A 14,190-nucleotide genomic window follows, 5' to 3' on the forward strand; every position below is an offset into this window, starting at 1 on the left:
TTATCCTTCCTGCTCAATCTTGGTCAGCACTTCGCGCAGCACCGGGCCATATTCATACTTGCCGGGGCAAACGAAGGTACACAACGCCAGATCTTCTTCATCCAGCTCCAGACAGCCCAGCGCCTGGGCACTGTCCGTATCGCCCGCCAGCAGATCGCGCAGCAGATGGGTCGGCAGAATATCCAGCGGCATCACCCGCTCGTAATTGCCGATCGGTACCATCGAACGCTCACCGCCGTTGGTGGTGGTGGAGAAAGCGAACAGCTTGTGCTTGAGGAAATGGCCCAGCGTGGTGCGGGTGATGGAGAACTTGTCCGATGCCGGAGCAATCCAGCCAAACAGCTCTTTCTCCCGGCCTTCCAGCAATACCGACACCTGGTTGTGGAAACGGCCAAGCCAGGCACTCGGGCCGCTGGCATGGAAGCCACTCAGCACCGAGCCGGAAATCACACGGTTCTCACCGGCCTTCAGGCGGCCCGCTGTCAGTTGATCCAGGCTAGCCCCCAAACGGGTGCGCAGCAGCACGGGCTGTTCCACCTGTGGCCCCGCCAGAGCGACCACGCGCCGGGTATCCAGCTTGCCGGTAGTAAATAGGGTGCCGATGGCGATCACATCCTGATAACCGATATGCCAAACGGTTTTCGTCAGGCTGACCGGCTCCAGGAAGTGAATATGCGTGCCCACCAACCCCGCAGGGTGCGGGCCAGCAAACTCACTGTAATCAATCTGCGCGCCAGCAGCCGTATCCAGCCGCGTACCCGCTGCGTGGCAGACGCGTACCTTGCCGTCCGTGAGGCGTGCCAATACCGTCAGCCCGGCATTAAATGCCGCCAATTGCTCGTTGATAATCACCAACGGATCCGCTGCCAGCGGCTGGGTATCGATAGCGCTGACGAAAATAGCGCGCGGTGAGGTACCTGGACGGGGGGTTTTGCTAAATGGGCGAGTACGCAGTGCGGTCCACAGGCCGCTGGCGATCAGATCGCTTTCAACCTGCTGGCGCTCCAACATCGGCAAATCGGCCTGCTGATAATAGGCCAGTTCCACCTGATCTTCGCCGCCGTTGTCGATGTCAATCACCACCGATTGCAACATGCGGCGTTCGCCGCGATTGATAGCGGCGATCTGCCCGCTGGCCGGTGCCGTGAAGAAAACCCCAGGGTTCTTCTTGTCTTCAAACAGCGCCTGGCCTTTTTTAACGCAATCGCCAACCTGTACCAACATGGAGGGGCGCATACCAACATATTCCTGGCCTAGCAGCGCCACTTGCGTGACCGCTGGGCCATCCTGGATCGCCTGCGAAGGCGCCCCAGCGATTGGCAGATCTAACCCTTTTTTTATTTTGATCATAGGATTTATACGATGTTTTGAATTTTCACACGCCCAACCAACCCAGAGGCAGGCACAAAGCATGCAGGATGATGAGGTGGCCCTAGCCCCCTCCGGATGAACACGATGACCTCATGCCCAACTTGAATATTCACACTGGCCGACGACATCCAGACCAATGATTAAACCAATACCGCATATTGTTAAAACATTGCTATCAACGATGGCGGAATTGTTGCTATTTCACACAATATCCCTGTACTGATTACCGATTAATAACGATGCAGCATGGGCAAGATATTAACATTTTCGACAGAATTTTTCCGTGCTATCTAGTGACCTGAGTCGAGGAAATGCAATTAAATACCTGTTATCTCTTGACACTACTCGTTAAAAACGTGGGTTCATTTCACTTTTACCGAGGGTTGTAGTTTTTTTATACACTTCGCATATTGCTAAAAAACAACACGCTGGTAATCTGACGGGGTTAAATACGAAATCTCGTCAGTGGCATGCTGGCTACATTAGTTTTTATCCCCTATGAATTTCAAGCTGCAGCTAGGCGACTAGCTTGTTCATCCCCAGGAGCTTACTTAGGTAAGTGACTGGGGTGAGCAAGCGCAGGTAACAACGCTGCAGCTTGAAAGGCGACGGGGATATGCCAGCAAATAAATATAAGCAGGATAAATTAAGAATGAGCAAAATCGCGCTGTTGTTTGCGATGCTATTTTGTACGCCGCTGATCACGGCGTGCAGCGCCAGTGAGCCAGCCCCGGCTCCCCAGTCCCCTTTGGTTGCACAGCAGTTATTAGGTTCACCGGTCTATATCCAGATATTCAAAGAAGAGCGCAAGCTGGAGTTGTACGCCAAGATGGGTAACGAATTCCGCTTGGTGAATAGCTTCTCTATCTGTAACTTCTCCGGTGGTCTTGGCCCGAAGCGCCGTGAAGGGGATTTTAAAAGCCCGGAAGGCTTTTATAGCGTCGACACCCGCCATCTGAAACCAGACAGCAAATATTATCGCGCCATCAATATCGGTTTCCCTAATGATTACGATAAAGCACAGGGATATTCCGGTGCCTATCTGATGATCCACGGGGAATGCAAATCGATTGGTTGCTACGCGATGACCAACGCCTATATGGACGATATCTATCGCTACGTTGAAGCGGCGTTTGCCCACGGGCAAAGCCGGGTGGACATCAGCATTTATCCGTTCCGCATGACCGAACAGAACCTGCAACGCCACCGTTCTTCAACCTACATCAGCTTCTGGCGTCAGTTGAAACCGGGGTATGACTACTTCGTCAAAAACCGCCAGCCACCGATGGTTAGCGTGGCCAATGGCCAATATGTGATGGCACAGCCGGTCATGAATAGCGCCCAGCCGACTCAATATGCCTCAACGCTTGAGACGAACACCAACCCGTTCGCCCGTAGCCAGCCGCTCACCGTAGTGAAATAACGCAAACTCGCCTGGTGCTATCTTGTGCCAGGTTTCATTGCCCGTCAGCGGTTGGGTTGCAATGACCGTGACCACGTCATCCGGCGTGGTCTGCCGCTGAAAATCAATCTCTACATCCTGATCGAGCAAGGTGGCTTTGCCAAACGGTGCTCGCCGGGTGATCCAGTAAAGATTGGTGGAGCAATAGGCCATCACAAAGCGCCCATCTGACAACAGCATATTGAACACCCCTTTCTCTCTGAGCCGATCGGCCAATAACGCTATATAGCGAAACACGGCTGGCCAGTTGCTGGGAGTGCGAGGGTATTTCAACGCCAACTGATGTAACAGCCAGCAGAAGGCATATTCACTGTCAGTTTGCCCTACCGGGCGGAAGTTGCCGGTCGCCAGTTGGCGATAGCCTTTCAGTTGCCCATTGTGAGCGTAAGTCCAGTTGCGGCCCCACAGTTCACGGGTAAAGGGATGGGTATTTTCCAGCGCCACTTCACCGCGATTAGCCTGGCGGATGTGGGAGACCACGGCACAGGACTTGATCGGGTATTCCTGCACCAGGCGGGCAATAGGTGAATTAAAGCTGGGTTGGGGATCCTTGAATGTGCGACAACCGTTGCCTTCATAGAAGGTAATGCCCCAGCCATCTTTATGTGGCCCGGTTCGGCCACCGCGCTGTACCAGCCCGGTAAAGCTAAAGCAGATGTCGGTTGGTACGTTGGCGCTCATCCCGAGCAGTTCACACATCGATTGCCACCCCTTGAGGACTACTGACATTGGTATAAGGGCGCAGCTTGATGCCACGCCCTATATTTAATGCTGATCTCGCCGTTAAGCCTTAACCATCTCTTTTTCGATCAACAGGATCAAGATGTGGATCGCTTTGATATGGATTTCCTGGATACGGTCGGCGTAGCCAAAGTGCGGCACGCGGATTTCCACGTCGGCGCTACCGGCCATTTTGCCACCGTCTTTGCCGGTCAGGGTGATCACTTTCATCCCCTTGGCACGGGCCGCCTCAATGGCTTTGATGATATTGCCAGAGTTGCCGGAGGTAGAGATCCCCAACAGCACGTCGCCTTCGCGGCCTACGGATTCCACATAGCGGGAAAACACGTATTCATAGCCAAAATCGTTGCTGACGCAGGACAGATGGCTAACGTCAGAAATCGCGATGGCCGGATAGCCCGGGCGATTCTCACGGTAGCGGCCAGTCAGCTCTTCCGCGAAGTGCATCGCATCACAATGCGAGCCACCGTTACCGCAGGAGATCACTTTCCCGCCGGCTTTAAAGGAATCCGCCAGCAGCACTGCCGCGCGTTGGATGGTATCAATGTTGGCATCATCGCTGAGGAATTTCGCCAAAGTATCAGCCGCTTCATTCAGTTCACTGCGAATTAAATCGTGGTACATAGAGATCGCCTCTTGTTTTGCGGTGGCATCGTCAATCTTTCGTCTCGCAGTGTAACGGATTGCAGAAAAACCTAGAAGCGTTGCGACGCAAACAGCGCTAGTGTGAACCGACCCGGCGATTTTTTGACAATTGATGCTGTCAGTTTGTGACTTAAGTTGTAATTAAAGTGTAAATACATTGATAAAAAAATGGGTATGGACTAAAACCATTAGATATACACAACAGGTCAGACCTCTTACTACTTCGGAGCTTCTTATGATGGTTCTTAGTATCGTTGTTCTACTCGCACTCATTGGTGTGGTGTTTTATCACCGAGTGAACCTGGCTCTCAGCAGTCTGCTGCTGTTAGCCTTTACGGCGGCCATGGGCGCTATCGGCCTTTGGACCTACTGGATGCTGGTACCGCTGGCAATCGTGCTGCTGCCGCTGAACATCGTTTCGCTGCGTCGCTCGCTGCTTTCTGCCCCTGCACTGCGCGCCTTCCGCAAAGTGATGCCGCCAATGTCCACCACGGAAAAAGAAGCCATCGATGCCGGGACCACCTGGTGGGAAGGCGATCTGTTCCGTGGCCAACCGGATTGGAACAAGCTGCACAACTATCCACAGCCCAAGCTGACGGAAGAAGAGCAAGCCTTTATCGACGGCCCGGTAGAAGAAGCTTGCCGCATGGCCAATGACTTCGAGATCACCCACGAACTGGCCGATCTGCCGCCGGAACTGTGGGCCTATCTGAAAGAACACCGCTTCTTTGCGATGATCATCAAAAAAGAGTACGGCGGGCTGGAATTCTCCCCTTATGCTCAGGCCCGCGTCCTGCAAAAGCTGGCGGGTGTCTCAGGTATTCTGGCGATCACCGTCGGCGTGCCCAACTCCCTCGGCCCAGGCGAGCTGCTGCAACATTACGGCACTGAAGAGCAGAAAGATCACTACCTGCCAGGCCTGGCGCGCGGCGACGAAATTCCTTGCTTCGCACTGACCAGCCCAGAAGCGGGTTCCGACGCCGGGGCCATCCCGGACGTAGGCACTGTATGCATGGGCGAATGGCAAGGCAAACAGGTGCTGGGCATGCGCCTGACCTGGAACAAGCGCTACATTACCCTGGCGCCGATTGCCACCGTGCTGGGGCTGGCCTTCAAGCTGCATGACCCAAGCCGCCTGCTGAGCGATAACGAATCCCCTGGCATCACCTGTGCGTTGATCCCAACCAACACCCCAGGGGTAGAGATCGGTAACCGTCACTTCCCGCTCAACGTGCCGTTCCAGAATGGCCCAACCCGCGGCAACGACGTATTCGTGCCGATCGATTACATCATTGGCGGGCCAAAAATGGCCGGTCAAGGCTGGCGGATGCTGGTTGAATGTTTGTCGGTTGGCCGTGGCATTACCCTGCCATCCAACTCCACCGGTAGCCTGAAATCCGTGGCGTTGGCGACAGGCGCTTACGCCCATATTCGCCGCCAGTTCAAAATCTCTATCGGTAAGATGGAAGGGATTGAAGAGCCGCTGGCACGTATTGCCGGTAACACCTACGTGATGGACGCCGCCGCGTCGCTGATCACCTATGCGTTGATGCAGGGCGAAAAACCTGCGGTGCTGTCCGCCATCGTCAAATACCATTGTACCCACCGTGGCCAGCAGGCCATCATTGATGCGATGGATATCACCGGCGGTAAAGGCATCATGCTGGGCGAAGCCAACTTCCTGGCCCGTGCCTACCAGGGCGCGCCAATCGCCATCACGGTAGAAGGTGCCAATATCCTGACCCGTACCATGATGATCTTCGGCCAGGGGGCGATCCGCTGCCATCCTTATGTACTGACCGAAATGGCCGCAGCCCAGAGCAACGATCTGCACAGCTTCGACCAGGCGCTGTTTGGCCACCTCGGCCACGTCGGCAGCAGCAAAATGCGCAGCCTGTGGCTCGGCCTGACCAATGGCCGCACCAGCAGCACGCCAACCAAAGACGCTACACGCCGCTACTATCAGCAGCTAAACCGCCTGAGCGCCAACCTGGCGTTGCTGTCTGACGTTTCCATGGGCGTGCTGGGCGGTAGCCTGAAGCGCCGCGAGCGTATCTCAGCCCGCCTGGGTGACGTACTGAGCCAGATGTACCTGGCCTCGGCTACGCTGAAACGCTTTGAAGATGAAGGGCGTCAGAAAGAAGATCTGCCACTGGTTCACTGGGGCGTACAAGACAGCCTGAACCAGGCAGAGCAAGCGCTGGACGACCTGCTGCGCAACTTCCCGAACCGCTTTATCGCCGGGGTGATGCGCCTGGTAGTGTTCCCATTCGGCCGCGTGCATACCGCACCTTCGGATAAGCTGGACCACCAGTTGGCGAAGATTATCCAACAGCCTTCGGCCACCCGAAGCCGCCTTGGCCGTGGTCAATACCTGACGCCAAGCGAGCATAACCCGGTTGGCCTGCTGGAAGCCGCGTTGCTGGACGTGATTGCCGCAGAACCTATCCACCAGCGCCTGTGCAAGCAAGCCGGTAAGAACCTGCCGTTCACCCGTCTGGATCGTCTGGCACAGCGTGCACTGGATGAAGGCAAAATCAGCGCCGACGAAGCCAAGATCCTGGTGAAAGCGGAAGAGAGCCGTCTGCGTTCAATCAACGTTGATGACTTTGCGCCAGACGCGCTGGCGGCGCAGCAGCCGGTAAAGCCAGTAAAGCTGGAAAAACGCCAGAAGCAGACTGAAGCTGCATAACGTTCAGCGGCCGTAAATGCCAAAGGGGCGATACCGTTAAGGATCGCCCCTTTTTCATTGCAGATTCAGATTGGCTCAACCATGTTGGCGGATACGCGCCAGCAAGGCATCGATATGTTCTATGTGCGGCGCATTGACGATCAACGCGCGGCCGAGATTGAGAGCATTACGCTGACATTCGCCACGCATTTCCGCATCGGTGATACTGTCCAGATCGGCCACGTGCGCCAGCCCGATAGTACGGCGTATCAGCTCCGTACCGCAGTAACCCACCGCATCTGTCCATACCTGTTGCAGGAACTGCTCGGCATAGCCCGGCAGCGCCAGCGTTGCGTCACGGCTATGTTGATGGCACAACGCCAGAAAGCGATCGGCAAAGATCAGCCACAGCTCACGCACATCCTGCAACCGCTGCTCACGCCCGGCCGCCGCATCACGCGGGCCGAACAACCCAGGTAACCCACAATAGTTCAGCAGCAGATTACCCAGCGCAGTGCCAATATCGAAGCCGATCGGCCCGTAGAAACCAAACTCGGCGTCGATCGCCTTCAACTTGCCTTCAGCTACAAATATCGATCCGCTGTGAATATCACCGTGCAGCAAAGCCTCAGCCTTGCTCAGGAAGCGATGTTTCAGCCCGGCCACCGCCAACTTCAGCGCCGCGTCATCACGCAGTGCCAACACCTGAGGCAACAGCGCCTCATCAAACTGATTACGCTCATGATCTTGGTAAGGATCGCTGAAAAACAGATCTTCGGTGATCTGGCACAACTCCGGGTTGGTGAAACGGCTGACTTCTGCCTTTTTCAGCTGTGCGGTCTGGTAAAAATCAGAGGTGTGGAACAGAGTTTGCGCCAGGTATTCTGCCAGTTGCCCGGCGGCCAGCGGATAGTAGCGCCCCTTCACAAGCTCGCTGCGCCAGATGTGATGATCAGAGAGATCTTCCTGCACCATCACCGCCAGCTCAGGATCGTGATGCAGCACCTGCACCGTGTGGCGTGGGCACAACGCCCCGTGGATCAGCAGCGTTTCCGCTTCGATACGCGCCCGATCCAGCGTCAACGGCCAGGATTCCCCCACGCAACGTACATACGGCAGCGCCTGTTTGACAACCACCCGGCTGACGCCGTCAGCATCACGGATTTTAAAGACCAGGTTCAGATTGCCATCACCGATCTCATCGGCACTTACCAGCGCCTGTGGATCGGCCAGTTGCCCATATTGGCGCGCGTATTCAACGGCATCGGCAGCAGTAAACGTACGATATTGTGACATCCCCCAACCCCTCTGTTCTTTCCCATAGCGATAATTTTTTATTTTTAGCCGCAAAAGCGTTTGGACGTCTATACATCCGGATGTCATGTTGGCAGAATGGGTTCACAGATGCAATAAGAAACACACAAGGATTTAACCACTGATGCAAGCACTTAACACCACCAGCCTGAGCCTGCAAGACAGCCGCCTCCAAATCCTCGACCAGCAAGCTTTGCCGCAGGAAAAGTGCTGGCTGCCCTGCGACAGCGTGGACGAATTAGTTGGGCATATCCGCGCCCTGCGGGTGCGCGGCGCACCGTTGATCGGGCTATCTGCCAGCCTGCTGCTCGCCCTGTTGGCTGAGCGTGGCCTGTCGCAGGCTGAGCTGGAGCAGGCATTACAGACACTTCGCGCCTCACGCCCGACCGCGGTGAACCTGATGAACAATCTGGATCGTATGAAGCAGGCTTTGGCTCAGCCGGATTGGGTGAGCGCAATGACCGAGGAAGCGCTACGCCTGGTTGAGGAGGATCGAACCCTGTGCGATCGCATCGCCGATAACGGTGCTGAGTGGGTGAAGCCGGGCAGTCGCCTGCTCACCCATTGCAACACCGGGGGACTGGCGACGGCGGGCGTGGGCACGGCGATTGGCGTTCTGCTTCGTGCACATCAGCAAGGCAAGATCGCCCAGGTTTGGGTCGATGAAACTCGTCCGTTGCTGCAAGGGGGCCGCCTTACCGCCTGGGAACTGGGTGAACTGGGCATTCCTTACCGCTTGATCTGCGATTCCATGGCTGCCAGCCTGATGGCTACGGGCCAGGTCGATGCCGTCTGGGTAGGTGCAGACCGCATTGCGGCCAACGGTGACGTGGCCAATAAAATCGGCACTTACAGCCTGGCGGTGCTGGCCCATTACCACCGTATTCCGTTTTACGTGGCCGCCCCACATACCACGCACGATCCTCATTGCCCCAACGGCGCAGCCATTCCTATCGAACAGCGCGCGGCCGAAGAAATCACCGGCGTCAGCGGCAGCTTTGGTTCCTGCCAGTGGGCACCGCTCAATGCGCCAACCTACAACCCGGCATTTGATGTGACTCCTGCGGCGCTAATCAGCGGCTGGGTGTTGGATAGCGGCGTCATTACGCCTGAGCAGGTTGCCGACGGGATTTTCCAGCGCGCATTGGCATAACCTTTTGCCCCTCACCCCAACCCTCTCCCACAGGGAGAGGGAGCTGCCCGGAGCGCGTGGTTGGATCGTGCAACTTCGGGAAGTTGGGAGCAAGAACAACGAGGATAGCGGTAGAATGCAGAAAAATCAGCGAGCTCGATCGGGCCTCTCTCCTTGTGGGAGAGGATTGGGGTGAGCAGCCCGGAGCGCGTGGTTGGATCGTGCAACGTCGGGAAGTTGGGAGCAAGAACAACGAGGATGACGGTAGAATGCAGAAAAATCAGCGAGCTCGATCGGTTCCCTCTCCTTGTGGGAGAGGGTTAGGGTGAGGGGACTCAATCTAGCTTTGGATATGCCTCGGCAATTTTGTCACCGGTGAAATGGGCCACCCAACCTTCCGGATTATCAAAGACGCGGATAGCGGTGAAGTTGGGGGCCGAGCCCATATCAAACCAGTGGCGAGTATTGGCTGGCACCGAAATCAGATCGTTTTTCTCACACAGGATTTGGAAGATTTTCCCTTCCAGATGCAGGCAAAACAGCCCCGCACCTTCGACAAAGAAGCGCACCTCATCCTCGCCATGGGTATGTTCGGCCAGGAATTTTTCCCGCAGCACTTCACGCTGGGTGTTGTCAGGACGCATGCTGATCACATCCCAGCTCTGGTAGCCCTTTTCCGCCACCAGCCGGTCGATCTCATGCTGATAGGCGGCGATCACCGCTTCTGGCTGCGGGTTCTCGCCCAACTCGCGATCGGCCTGCCAACGCTCAAAACGCACGCCAATTTGCGCCAACTGCTGCTGGATAGCCTGCGCATCCTGGCTCTGCCATAACGGCTGCTGTGGCTCTTTATCGCTAAAAATGGTCAATCCACTCATTAGACAAACTCCCCTAACTCGATGTGATCAAAACGCTTAACCTGCCGGTGCTGACTTTGCAGATCGGCGGCGTCACGGATCAGTTGGCAGGTATGCCAGCCCGCTAGCCGTGCCGCGTCCAGCTCCTGATGGATATCGGAAAGGAACAGCAGCTCAGTTGGCTCCAGACCGATGGCTTGGGCAATATTGTGGTATGACGCGCTTTCACGCTTGGCCCCCACGTGCGTATCAAAGTAACCGCTGAACCGCGGTTGCAGATCTCCCGCATCGCTGTAACCAAACAGCAGCTTTTGCGCTTCAACCGAACCGGAGGAATAGACGTACAGCTTCAGCCCTTGCTGCTGCCAGGCGGCCAGTTGTTCCGCCACCTCCGGGTAGAGATGCCCCTGGAAATCGCCGTTCAGGTAGCCGCTACGCCAGATAATGCCCTGCAAGGCCTTCAGCGCGGTCGATTTGCGATCTTCATCCATAAAACGATAAAGCGTGGTAATAAGCAGCTCATTATCGGCATCGGGTTGCGCAATCTCTGCACGCAATGCCGCCAGCGGAGCCGCAACTTCGGCGTCGTTGGCATGGCTGCGTATAAACTCCCCTAGTCGCTCACGGGCATAGGGGAACAGCACCTGATGCACAAAACGGATATCGCTGGTGGTACCTTCAATATCGGTGACGATGGCGCGGATCATTTTGCCTCCAGTAAACGGCGTTGCAGTTCGCACTGGAACAGGAACTCCAGCCCTTCAAGGTGGCGGCGCGCTTCCTCCACCTGTTTGCCCCAGCAATACAAGCCGTGGCCGCGCACCAGAAAACCGTACTGTAAGGGCGTTACCTCGGCAAATGCGGCCACACGCGCAGCCAGCGCCGGAATATCCTGGTCGTTATCAAAAATGGGGATGCTGACGCTGTCGAGATGGCTCTTCTGACCGCTGAGGGATTTCTGCATTTCATACCCTTGCAGCACCAGTGCTTCACTTTTCTCCACGCGGGAAAGCACGGTGGCATTGACCGAATGGGTATGCAGGATGGCACCGACGGTGGGATAGAGGCGGTAGATCAGCGTGTGCAGGCCGGTTTCCGCCGAAGGCGTGCGGCCGCTGGGGACATGGTTGTTTGCCGTTTCCACCAGCAATAAATCCTGTTCGCTCAGGCTGCCTTTGTCTTTACCGGACTCGGTCACCAGGCAATGTTGGGTATCAAGGCGCAGCGACATATTACCGCCGGTCGCCGGACACCAGCCTTTCTCACCGATCCAGTGGCAGGCGGCCAATAGGGCAGATAATTGCGGGTTTTCCATCATTCTCTCTATTTCCTGGCAGGTAGCTTTTGGCGATTGATTGAATGTGACTCACTTATCCTCTAAGAATTTCAAGTGGTAGCTAGGCGATGAGGATAGACGTCTATACGTCTTGATTGCCAAATATTAACACCGTGTTATATTGTTCGCAACATAAGCGCCAGGAGAAATAGCCTGATATGAGCACCGCACCTGTCCCAGCCAGCAAGTTACCTGACCTCGGCACCACCATCTTTACCCAAATGAGCGCCTTGGCGCAGCAGCATCAGGCGATCAACCTGTCGCAGGGCTTCCCGGATTTTGATGGCCCGGAGTATTTAAAGCAGCGCCTGAACTGGCACGTCAGCCAGGGGGCAAACCAATACGCACCGATGACGGGCGCAGCGCCGTTACGTGAGGCCATTGCGGAAAAAACTGCTCAGCTCTACGGCTGGCAGCCCGATGCCAATAGTGAAGTGACCGTCACTGCGGGTGCGACAGAGGCGTTGTTCGCTGCGATCAGCGCCCTGGTACGCTCCGGCGATGAAGTGATTTGCTTCGACCCAAGCTACGACAGCTATGCCCCGGCGGTGCAGCTTTCCGGCGGCGTTCTGAAACGCATTGCTCTGCAACCCCCTGCCTTCAAGGTCGATTGGCATCGGTTTGCCGAACAGCTTTCACCGCGTACCCGGCTGGTGATCCTTAATACTCCGCAGAATCCCTCCGCCACGGCCTGGTCGGCAGAGGATATGCAGCAGCTATGGGCTGCCATCGCCGATCGGGAAATCTATATTCTGAGCGATGAGGTTTACGAGCATATCTGCTTTGCCAAAGGGGGACACGCCAGCGTGCTGGCCCATCCACAACTGCGTCAGCGGGCGATTGCCGTTTCCTCGTTTGGTAAAACCTTCCATATGACCGGCTGGAAAGTGGGTTACTGTGTTGCTCCGGCAGCGTTGAGCGCGGAGGTGCGCAAGGTTCACCAATATCTGACGTTCTCGGTCAACACCCCGGCCCAGTTGGCCTTGGCCGATATGCTGCGCAACGAGCCGGAACACTGGCAGCAGCTACCCGCGTTCTACCGTGCCAAGCGCGATCGTTTTGTGCAGGCGTTAGCTAACAGCAGGCTGGAAATCCTGCCCTGCGAAGGCACCTATTTCTTACTGGCCGATTACAGTGCCATTTCCGATCTGGATGACGTCGCTTTCTGCCATTGGCTAACCGAGCACGCAGGCGTAGCGGCGATCCCGCTGTCCGTTTTCTGTGCCGATCCTTTTCCCCATAAACTGATCCGGCTGTGCTTCGCGAAGCAAGATGCCACGCTGGATGCCGCTGCGGAGCGCCTATGTCGACTCTAAAAATTACCCTGTTGCAGCAACCGCTGGTCTGGCGCCAAGGTGAGGCCAACCTGCGCCATTTCGATGCCTTGTTGCCCTCGATTAGCGGCCGCGATCTGATTGTGCTGCCGGAAATGTTTACCACCGGCTTTGCTATGGATGCCGGGGAAAGCGCACTACCTGAACAACAGGTAATAGACTGGTTACATACCTGGGCGGTGAAAACCAACGCCTTGGTGGGTGGCAGCGTAGCGTTGAAAACTGCCGAAGGGGCCGTTAACCGTTTCCTGCTGGTGGAACCTGGCGGCAAGGTGCATGGCTATGATAAACGCCATCTGTTCCGCATGGCCGGTGAACACCAACACTATCAGGCTGGGAAACAGCGCACCATTTTCGAATGGCGTGGCTGGCGTATCCTGCCGCAGATCTGTTATGACCTGCGCTTCCCGGTGTGGTCACGCTATCAGCAGGATTACGATCTGGCCCTGTACGTAGCCAACTGGCCGGCGGCGCGCAGCATGCACTGGCAAACGCTGCTGGCGGCGCGGGCGATTGAAAACCAGATTTACGTGGCGGGTTGCAACCGCGTGGGCGAGGACGGCAATGGCCTGAATTACAGCGGTGACAGCCTGATTATCAGCCCGCAAGGGGAAAGGTTGGCCAGCGTAGAACCTGGCCAGGCGGCGAGGCTGGATGCCGAGCTTTCGCTGGAAATACTGCAAACCTACCGCGCCGCGTTCCCAGCCTGGCGTGATGCGGATGGCTTCCAACTGCACGATTGAGTCAATGCCCCACCCTAACCTCCCCAAGGAGCTGTCTCTTGATCAGATCTCCTGATCAAGAGACTTCGCCAGTTTATACCCTTCGACGATATCCTGAAGCTTGAATCATCCCTCCCACATCACTACCCATCCTGCTCGTCCCGTTCGTTTGCTGTCATACCAACGCCCCAGCTTCGCCAGATTCAGGCACGCCCACTTCAGACTCAGCGGCATCTTCGGCAAGGTTTTACCTTCCTGTTCACCCACAGCAACTTCCATTCAACTGGAGTCAGTACCCGTTCACAGCTTTCATTGAGCGTCTCTTCACTCAACCCGCCCTGGCGTAACGCCAACACCCGGACCGCTATAAAGCTCAGGATGACGATCATTCGCTCCAGATTATTTCGCGTTTGCATCCGTAGCTGTTCCACCTGCGTTCCACCGCTTTTCCAGGCTTTATGATATTCTTCTATCAGCCAGCGACGTTCGTGGTAACTGATAATCACCCGGACTTCTTCCGCTGAAGTGACTTTTTCTGATGTCTGCAGGTGCCAGCACGCTCCGTTTTCTACTTCTTCACGACAGCAGATATACGTCAGCGGGAC

At 56.1% G+C, this 14,190-nt stretch carries 12 protein-coding genes and 1 pseudogene; 5 read left to right on the top strand and 8 right to left on the bottom strand.

Translation table 11 applies throughout. From position 1 onward, the window contains the following. Positions 1 to 1,350: a Na(+)-translocating NADH-quinone reductase subunit A gene (locus tag IMQ33_RS19465; protein ID WP_196062472.1), complete on the bottom strand. Its 1,350-nt coding sequence runs from the start codon at positions 1,348 to 1,350 to the stop codon at positions 1 to 3. A gap of 673 nt (positions 1,351 to 2,023) precedes the next feature. Here IMQ33_RS19465 and dpaA point away from each other — a divergent pair. Next, on the top strand, positions 2,024 to 2,794 hold the full coding sequence (gene dpaA / locus IMQ33_RS19470; RefSeq protein WP_065683840.1) for a peptidoglycan meso-diaminopimelic acid protein amidase: 771 nt from the start codon (positions 2,024 to 2,026) through the stop codon (positions 2,792 to 2,794). On the opposite strand, the gene IMQ33_RS19475 is transcribed toward dpaA, so the two are convergent. Both IMQ33_RS19475 and lpcA read right to left on the bottom strand, forming a co-directional pair. Continuing rightward, positions 2,732 to 3,532, bottom strand: coding sequence for a class II glutamine amidotransferase (locus IMQ33_RS19475; RefSeq protein WP_024528984.1), 801 nt, complete (start codon positions 3,530 to 3,532; stop codon positions 2,732 to 2,734). The genes dpaA and IMQ33_RS19475 overlap by 63 nt on opposite strands. Before the next feature lie 84 nt (positions 3,533 to 3,616). Continuing rightward, positions 3,617 to 4,198, bottom strand: a complete 582-nt coding sequence (lpcA, locus tag IMQ33_RS19480) for a D-sedoheptulose 7-phosphate isomerase (RefSeq protein WP_021181931.1) — start codon at positions 4,196 to 4,198, stop codon at positions 3,617 to 3,619. A 256-nt stretch (positions 4,199 to 4,454) separates the two neighbouring features. Between lpcA and fadE the strand changes: the two genes are divergently transcribed. Next, positions 4,455 to 6,911, top strand: coding sequence for an acyl-CoA dehydrogenase FadE (gene fadE, locus IMQ33_RS19485; RefSeq protein ID WP_065683839.1), 2,457 nt, complete (start codon positions 4,455 to 4,457; stop codon positions 6,909 to 6,911). A gap of 75 nt (positions 6,912 to 6,986) precedes the next feature. Here the strand turns inward: fadE and mtnK are convergent, their stop codons facing one another. Continuing rightward, positions 6,987 to 8,186 carry an S-methyl-5-thioribose kinase gene (gene mtnK, locus IMQ33_RS19490; protein WP_173409761.1) on the bottom strand — a complete coding sequence of 400 codons (1,200 nt, stop codon included), beginning with the start codon at positions 8,184 to 8,186 and terminating at the stop codon, positions 6,987 to 6,989. A gap of 142 nt (positions 8,187 to 8,328) precedes the next feature. Here mtnK and mtnA point away from each other — a divergent pair, with 142 nt between their 5' ends. Continuing rightward, positions 8,329 to 9,357, top strand: coding sequence for an S-methyl-5-thioribose-1-phosphate isomerase (gene mtnA / locus IMQ33_RS19495; protein WP_186581060.1), 1,029 nt, complete (start codon positions 8,329 to 8,331; stop codon positions 9,355 to 9,357). Positions 9,358 to 9,671: 314 nt separating this feature from the next. Here mtnA and IMQ33_RS19500 read toward each other — a convergent pair whose 3' ends face one another. Genes IMQ33_RS19500 through IMQ33_RS19510 form a run of 3 tightly spaced genes read right to left on the bottom strand, consistent with a single transcriptional unit; the run spans position 9,672 to position 11,511 of the window. Further along, entirely contained in the window at positions 9,672 to 10,214 is a 543-nt protein-coding gene (locus IMQ33_RS19500; RefSeq protein ID WP_161713110.1) for an acireductone dioxygenase, read from the bottom strand. Continuing rightward, positions 10,214 to 10,900 carry an acireductone synthase gene (mtnC, locus tag IMQ33_RS19505; protein WP_186531101.1) on the bottom strand — a complete coding sequence of 229 codons (687 nt, stop codon included), beginning with the start codon at positions 10,898 to 10,900 and terminating at the stop codon, positions 10,214 to 10,216. The genes IMQ33_RS19500 and mtnC overlap by 1 nt, the downstream gene beginning before the upstream one ends. Further along, positions 10,897 to 11,511 carry a methylthioribulose 1-phosphate dehydratase gene (locus IMQ33_RS19510; RefSeq protein ID WP_098928556.1) on the bottom strand — a complete coding sequence of 205 codons (615 nt, stop codon included), beginning with the start codon at positions 11,509 to 11,511 and terminating at the stop codon, positions 10,897 to 10,899. Before IMQ33_RS19510 ends, mtnC begins: the two co-directional genes overlap by 4 nt. 176 nt (positions 11,512 to 11,687) lie before the next feature. Here IMQ33_RS19510 and IMQ33_RS19515 point away from each other — a divergent pair, with 176 nt between their 5' ends. After that, complete coding sequence (locus IMQ33_RS19515) at positions 11,688 to 12,845, top strand: pyridoxal phosphate-dependent aminotransferase (RefSeq protein WP_196062473.1); 1,158 nt, start codon at positions 11,688 to 11,690, stop codon at positions 12,843 to 12,845. Then, positions 12,833 to 13,606, top strand: coding sequence for an amidohydrolase (locus IMQ33_RS19520; RefSeq protein WP_161713113.1), 774 nt, complete (start codon positions 12,833 to 12,835; stop codon positions 13,604 to 13,606). Before IMQ33_RS19515 ends, IMQ33_RS19520 begins: the two co-directional genes overlap by 13 nt. Before the next feature lie 42 nt (positions 13,607 to 13,648). Here the strand turns inward: IMQ33_RS19520 and IMQ33_RS19525 are convergent. Then, positions 13,649 to 14,190 (bottom strand): annotated as a pseudogene (locus tag IMQ33_RS19525) (IS4 family transposase); the annotation flags it as partial.

The organism is Serratia sp. Res13-Sevr-LER1-36-b (assembly GCF_015673035.1).
In the GTDB taxonomy this organism is placed as follows: Bacteria; Pseudomonadota; Gammaproteobacteria; order Enterobacterales; family Enterobacteriaceae; genus Chania; species Chania fonticola_C.

Coding starts and splice junctions, on each gene's coding strand:
- IMQ33_RS19465 (WP_196062472.1), bottom strand. CDS start 1,350: ATGATCAAAATAAAAAAAGGGTTAGATCTGCCAATCGCTGGGGCGCCT.
- dpaA (WP_065683840.1), top strand. CDS start 2,024: ATGAGCAAAATCGCGCTGTTGTTTGCGATGCTATTTTGTACGCCGCTG.
- IMQ33_RS19475 (WP_024528984.1), bottom strand. CDS start 3,532: ATGTGTGAACTGCTCGGGATGAGCGCCAACGTACCAACCGACATCTGC.
- lpcA (WP_021181931.1), bottom strand. CDS start 4,198: ATGTACCACGATTTAATTCGCAGTGAACTGAATGAAGCGGCTGATACT.
- fadE (WP_065683839.1), top strand. CDS start 4,455: ATGATGGTTCTTAGTATCGTTGTTCTACTCGCACTCATTGGTGTGGTG.
- mtnK (WP_173409761.1), bottom strand. CDS start 8,186: ATGTCACAATATCGTACGTTTACTGCTGCCGATGCCGTTGAATACGCG.
- mtnA (WP_186581060.1), top strand. CDS start 8,329: ATGCAAGCACTTAACACCACCAGCCTGAGCCTGCAAGACAGCCGCCTC.
- IMQ33_RS19500 (WP_161713110.1), bottom strand. CDS start 10,214: ATGAGTGGATTGACCATTTTTAGCGATAAAGAGCCACAGCAGCCGTTA.
- mtnC (WP_186531101.1), bottom strand. CDS start 10,900: ATGATCCGCGCCATCGTCACCGATATTGAAGGTACCACCAGCGATATC.
- IMQ33_RS19510 (WP_098928556.1), bottom strand. CDS start 11,511: ATGATGGAAAACCCGCAATTATCTGCCCTATTGGCCGCCTGCCACTGG.
- IMQ33_RS19515 (WP_196062473.1), top strand. CDS start 11,688: ATGAGCACCGCACCTGTCCCAGCCAGCAAGTTACCTGACCTCGGCACC.
- IMQ33_RS19520 (WP_161713113.1), top strand. CDS start 12,833: ATGTCGACTCTAAAAATTACCCTGTTGCAGCAACCGCTGGTCTGGCGC.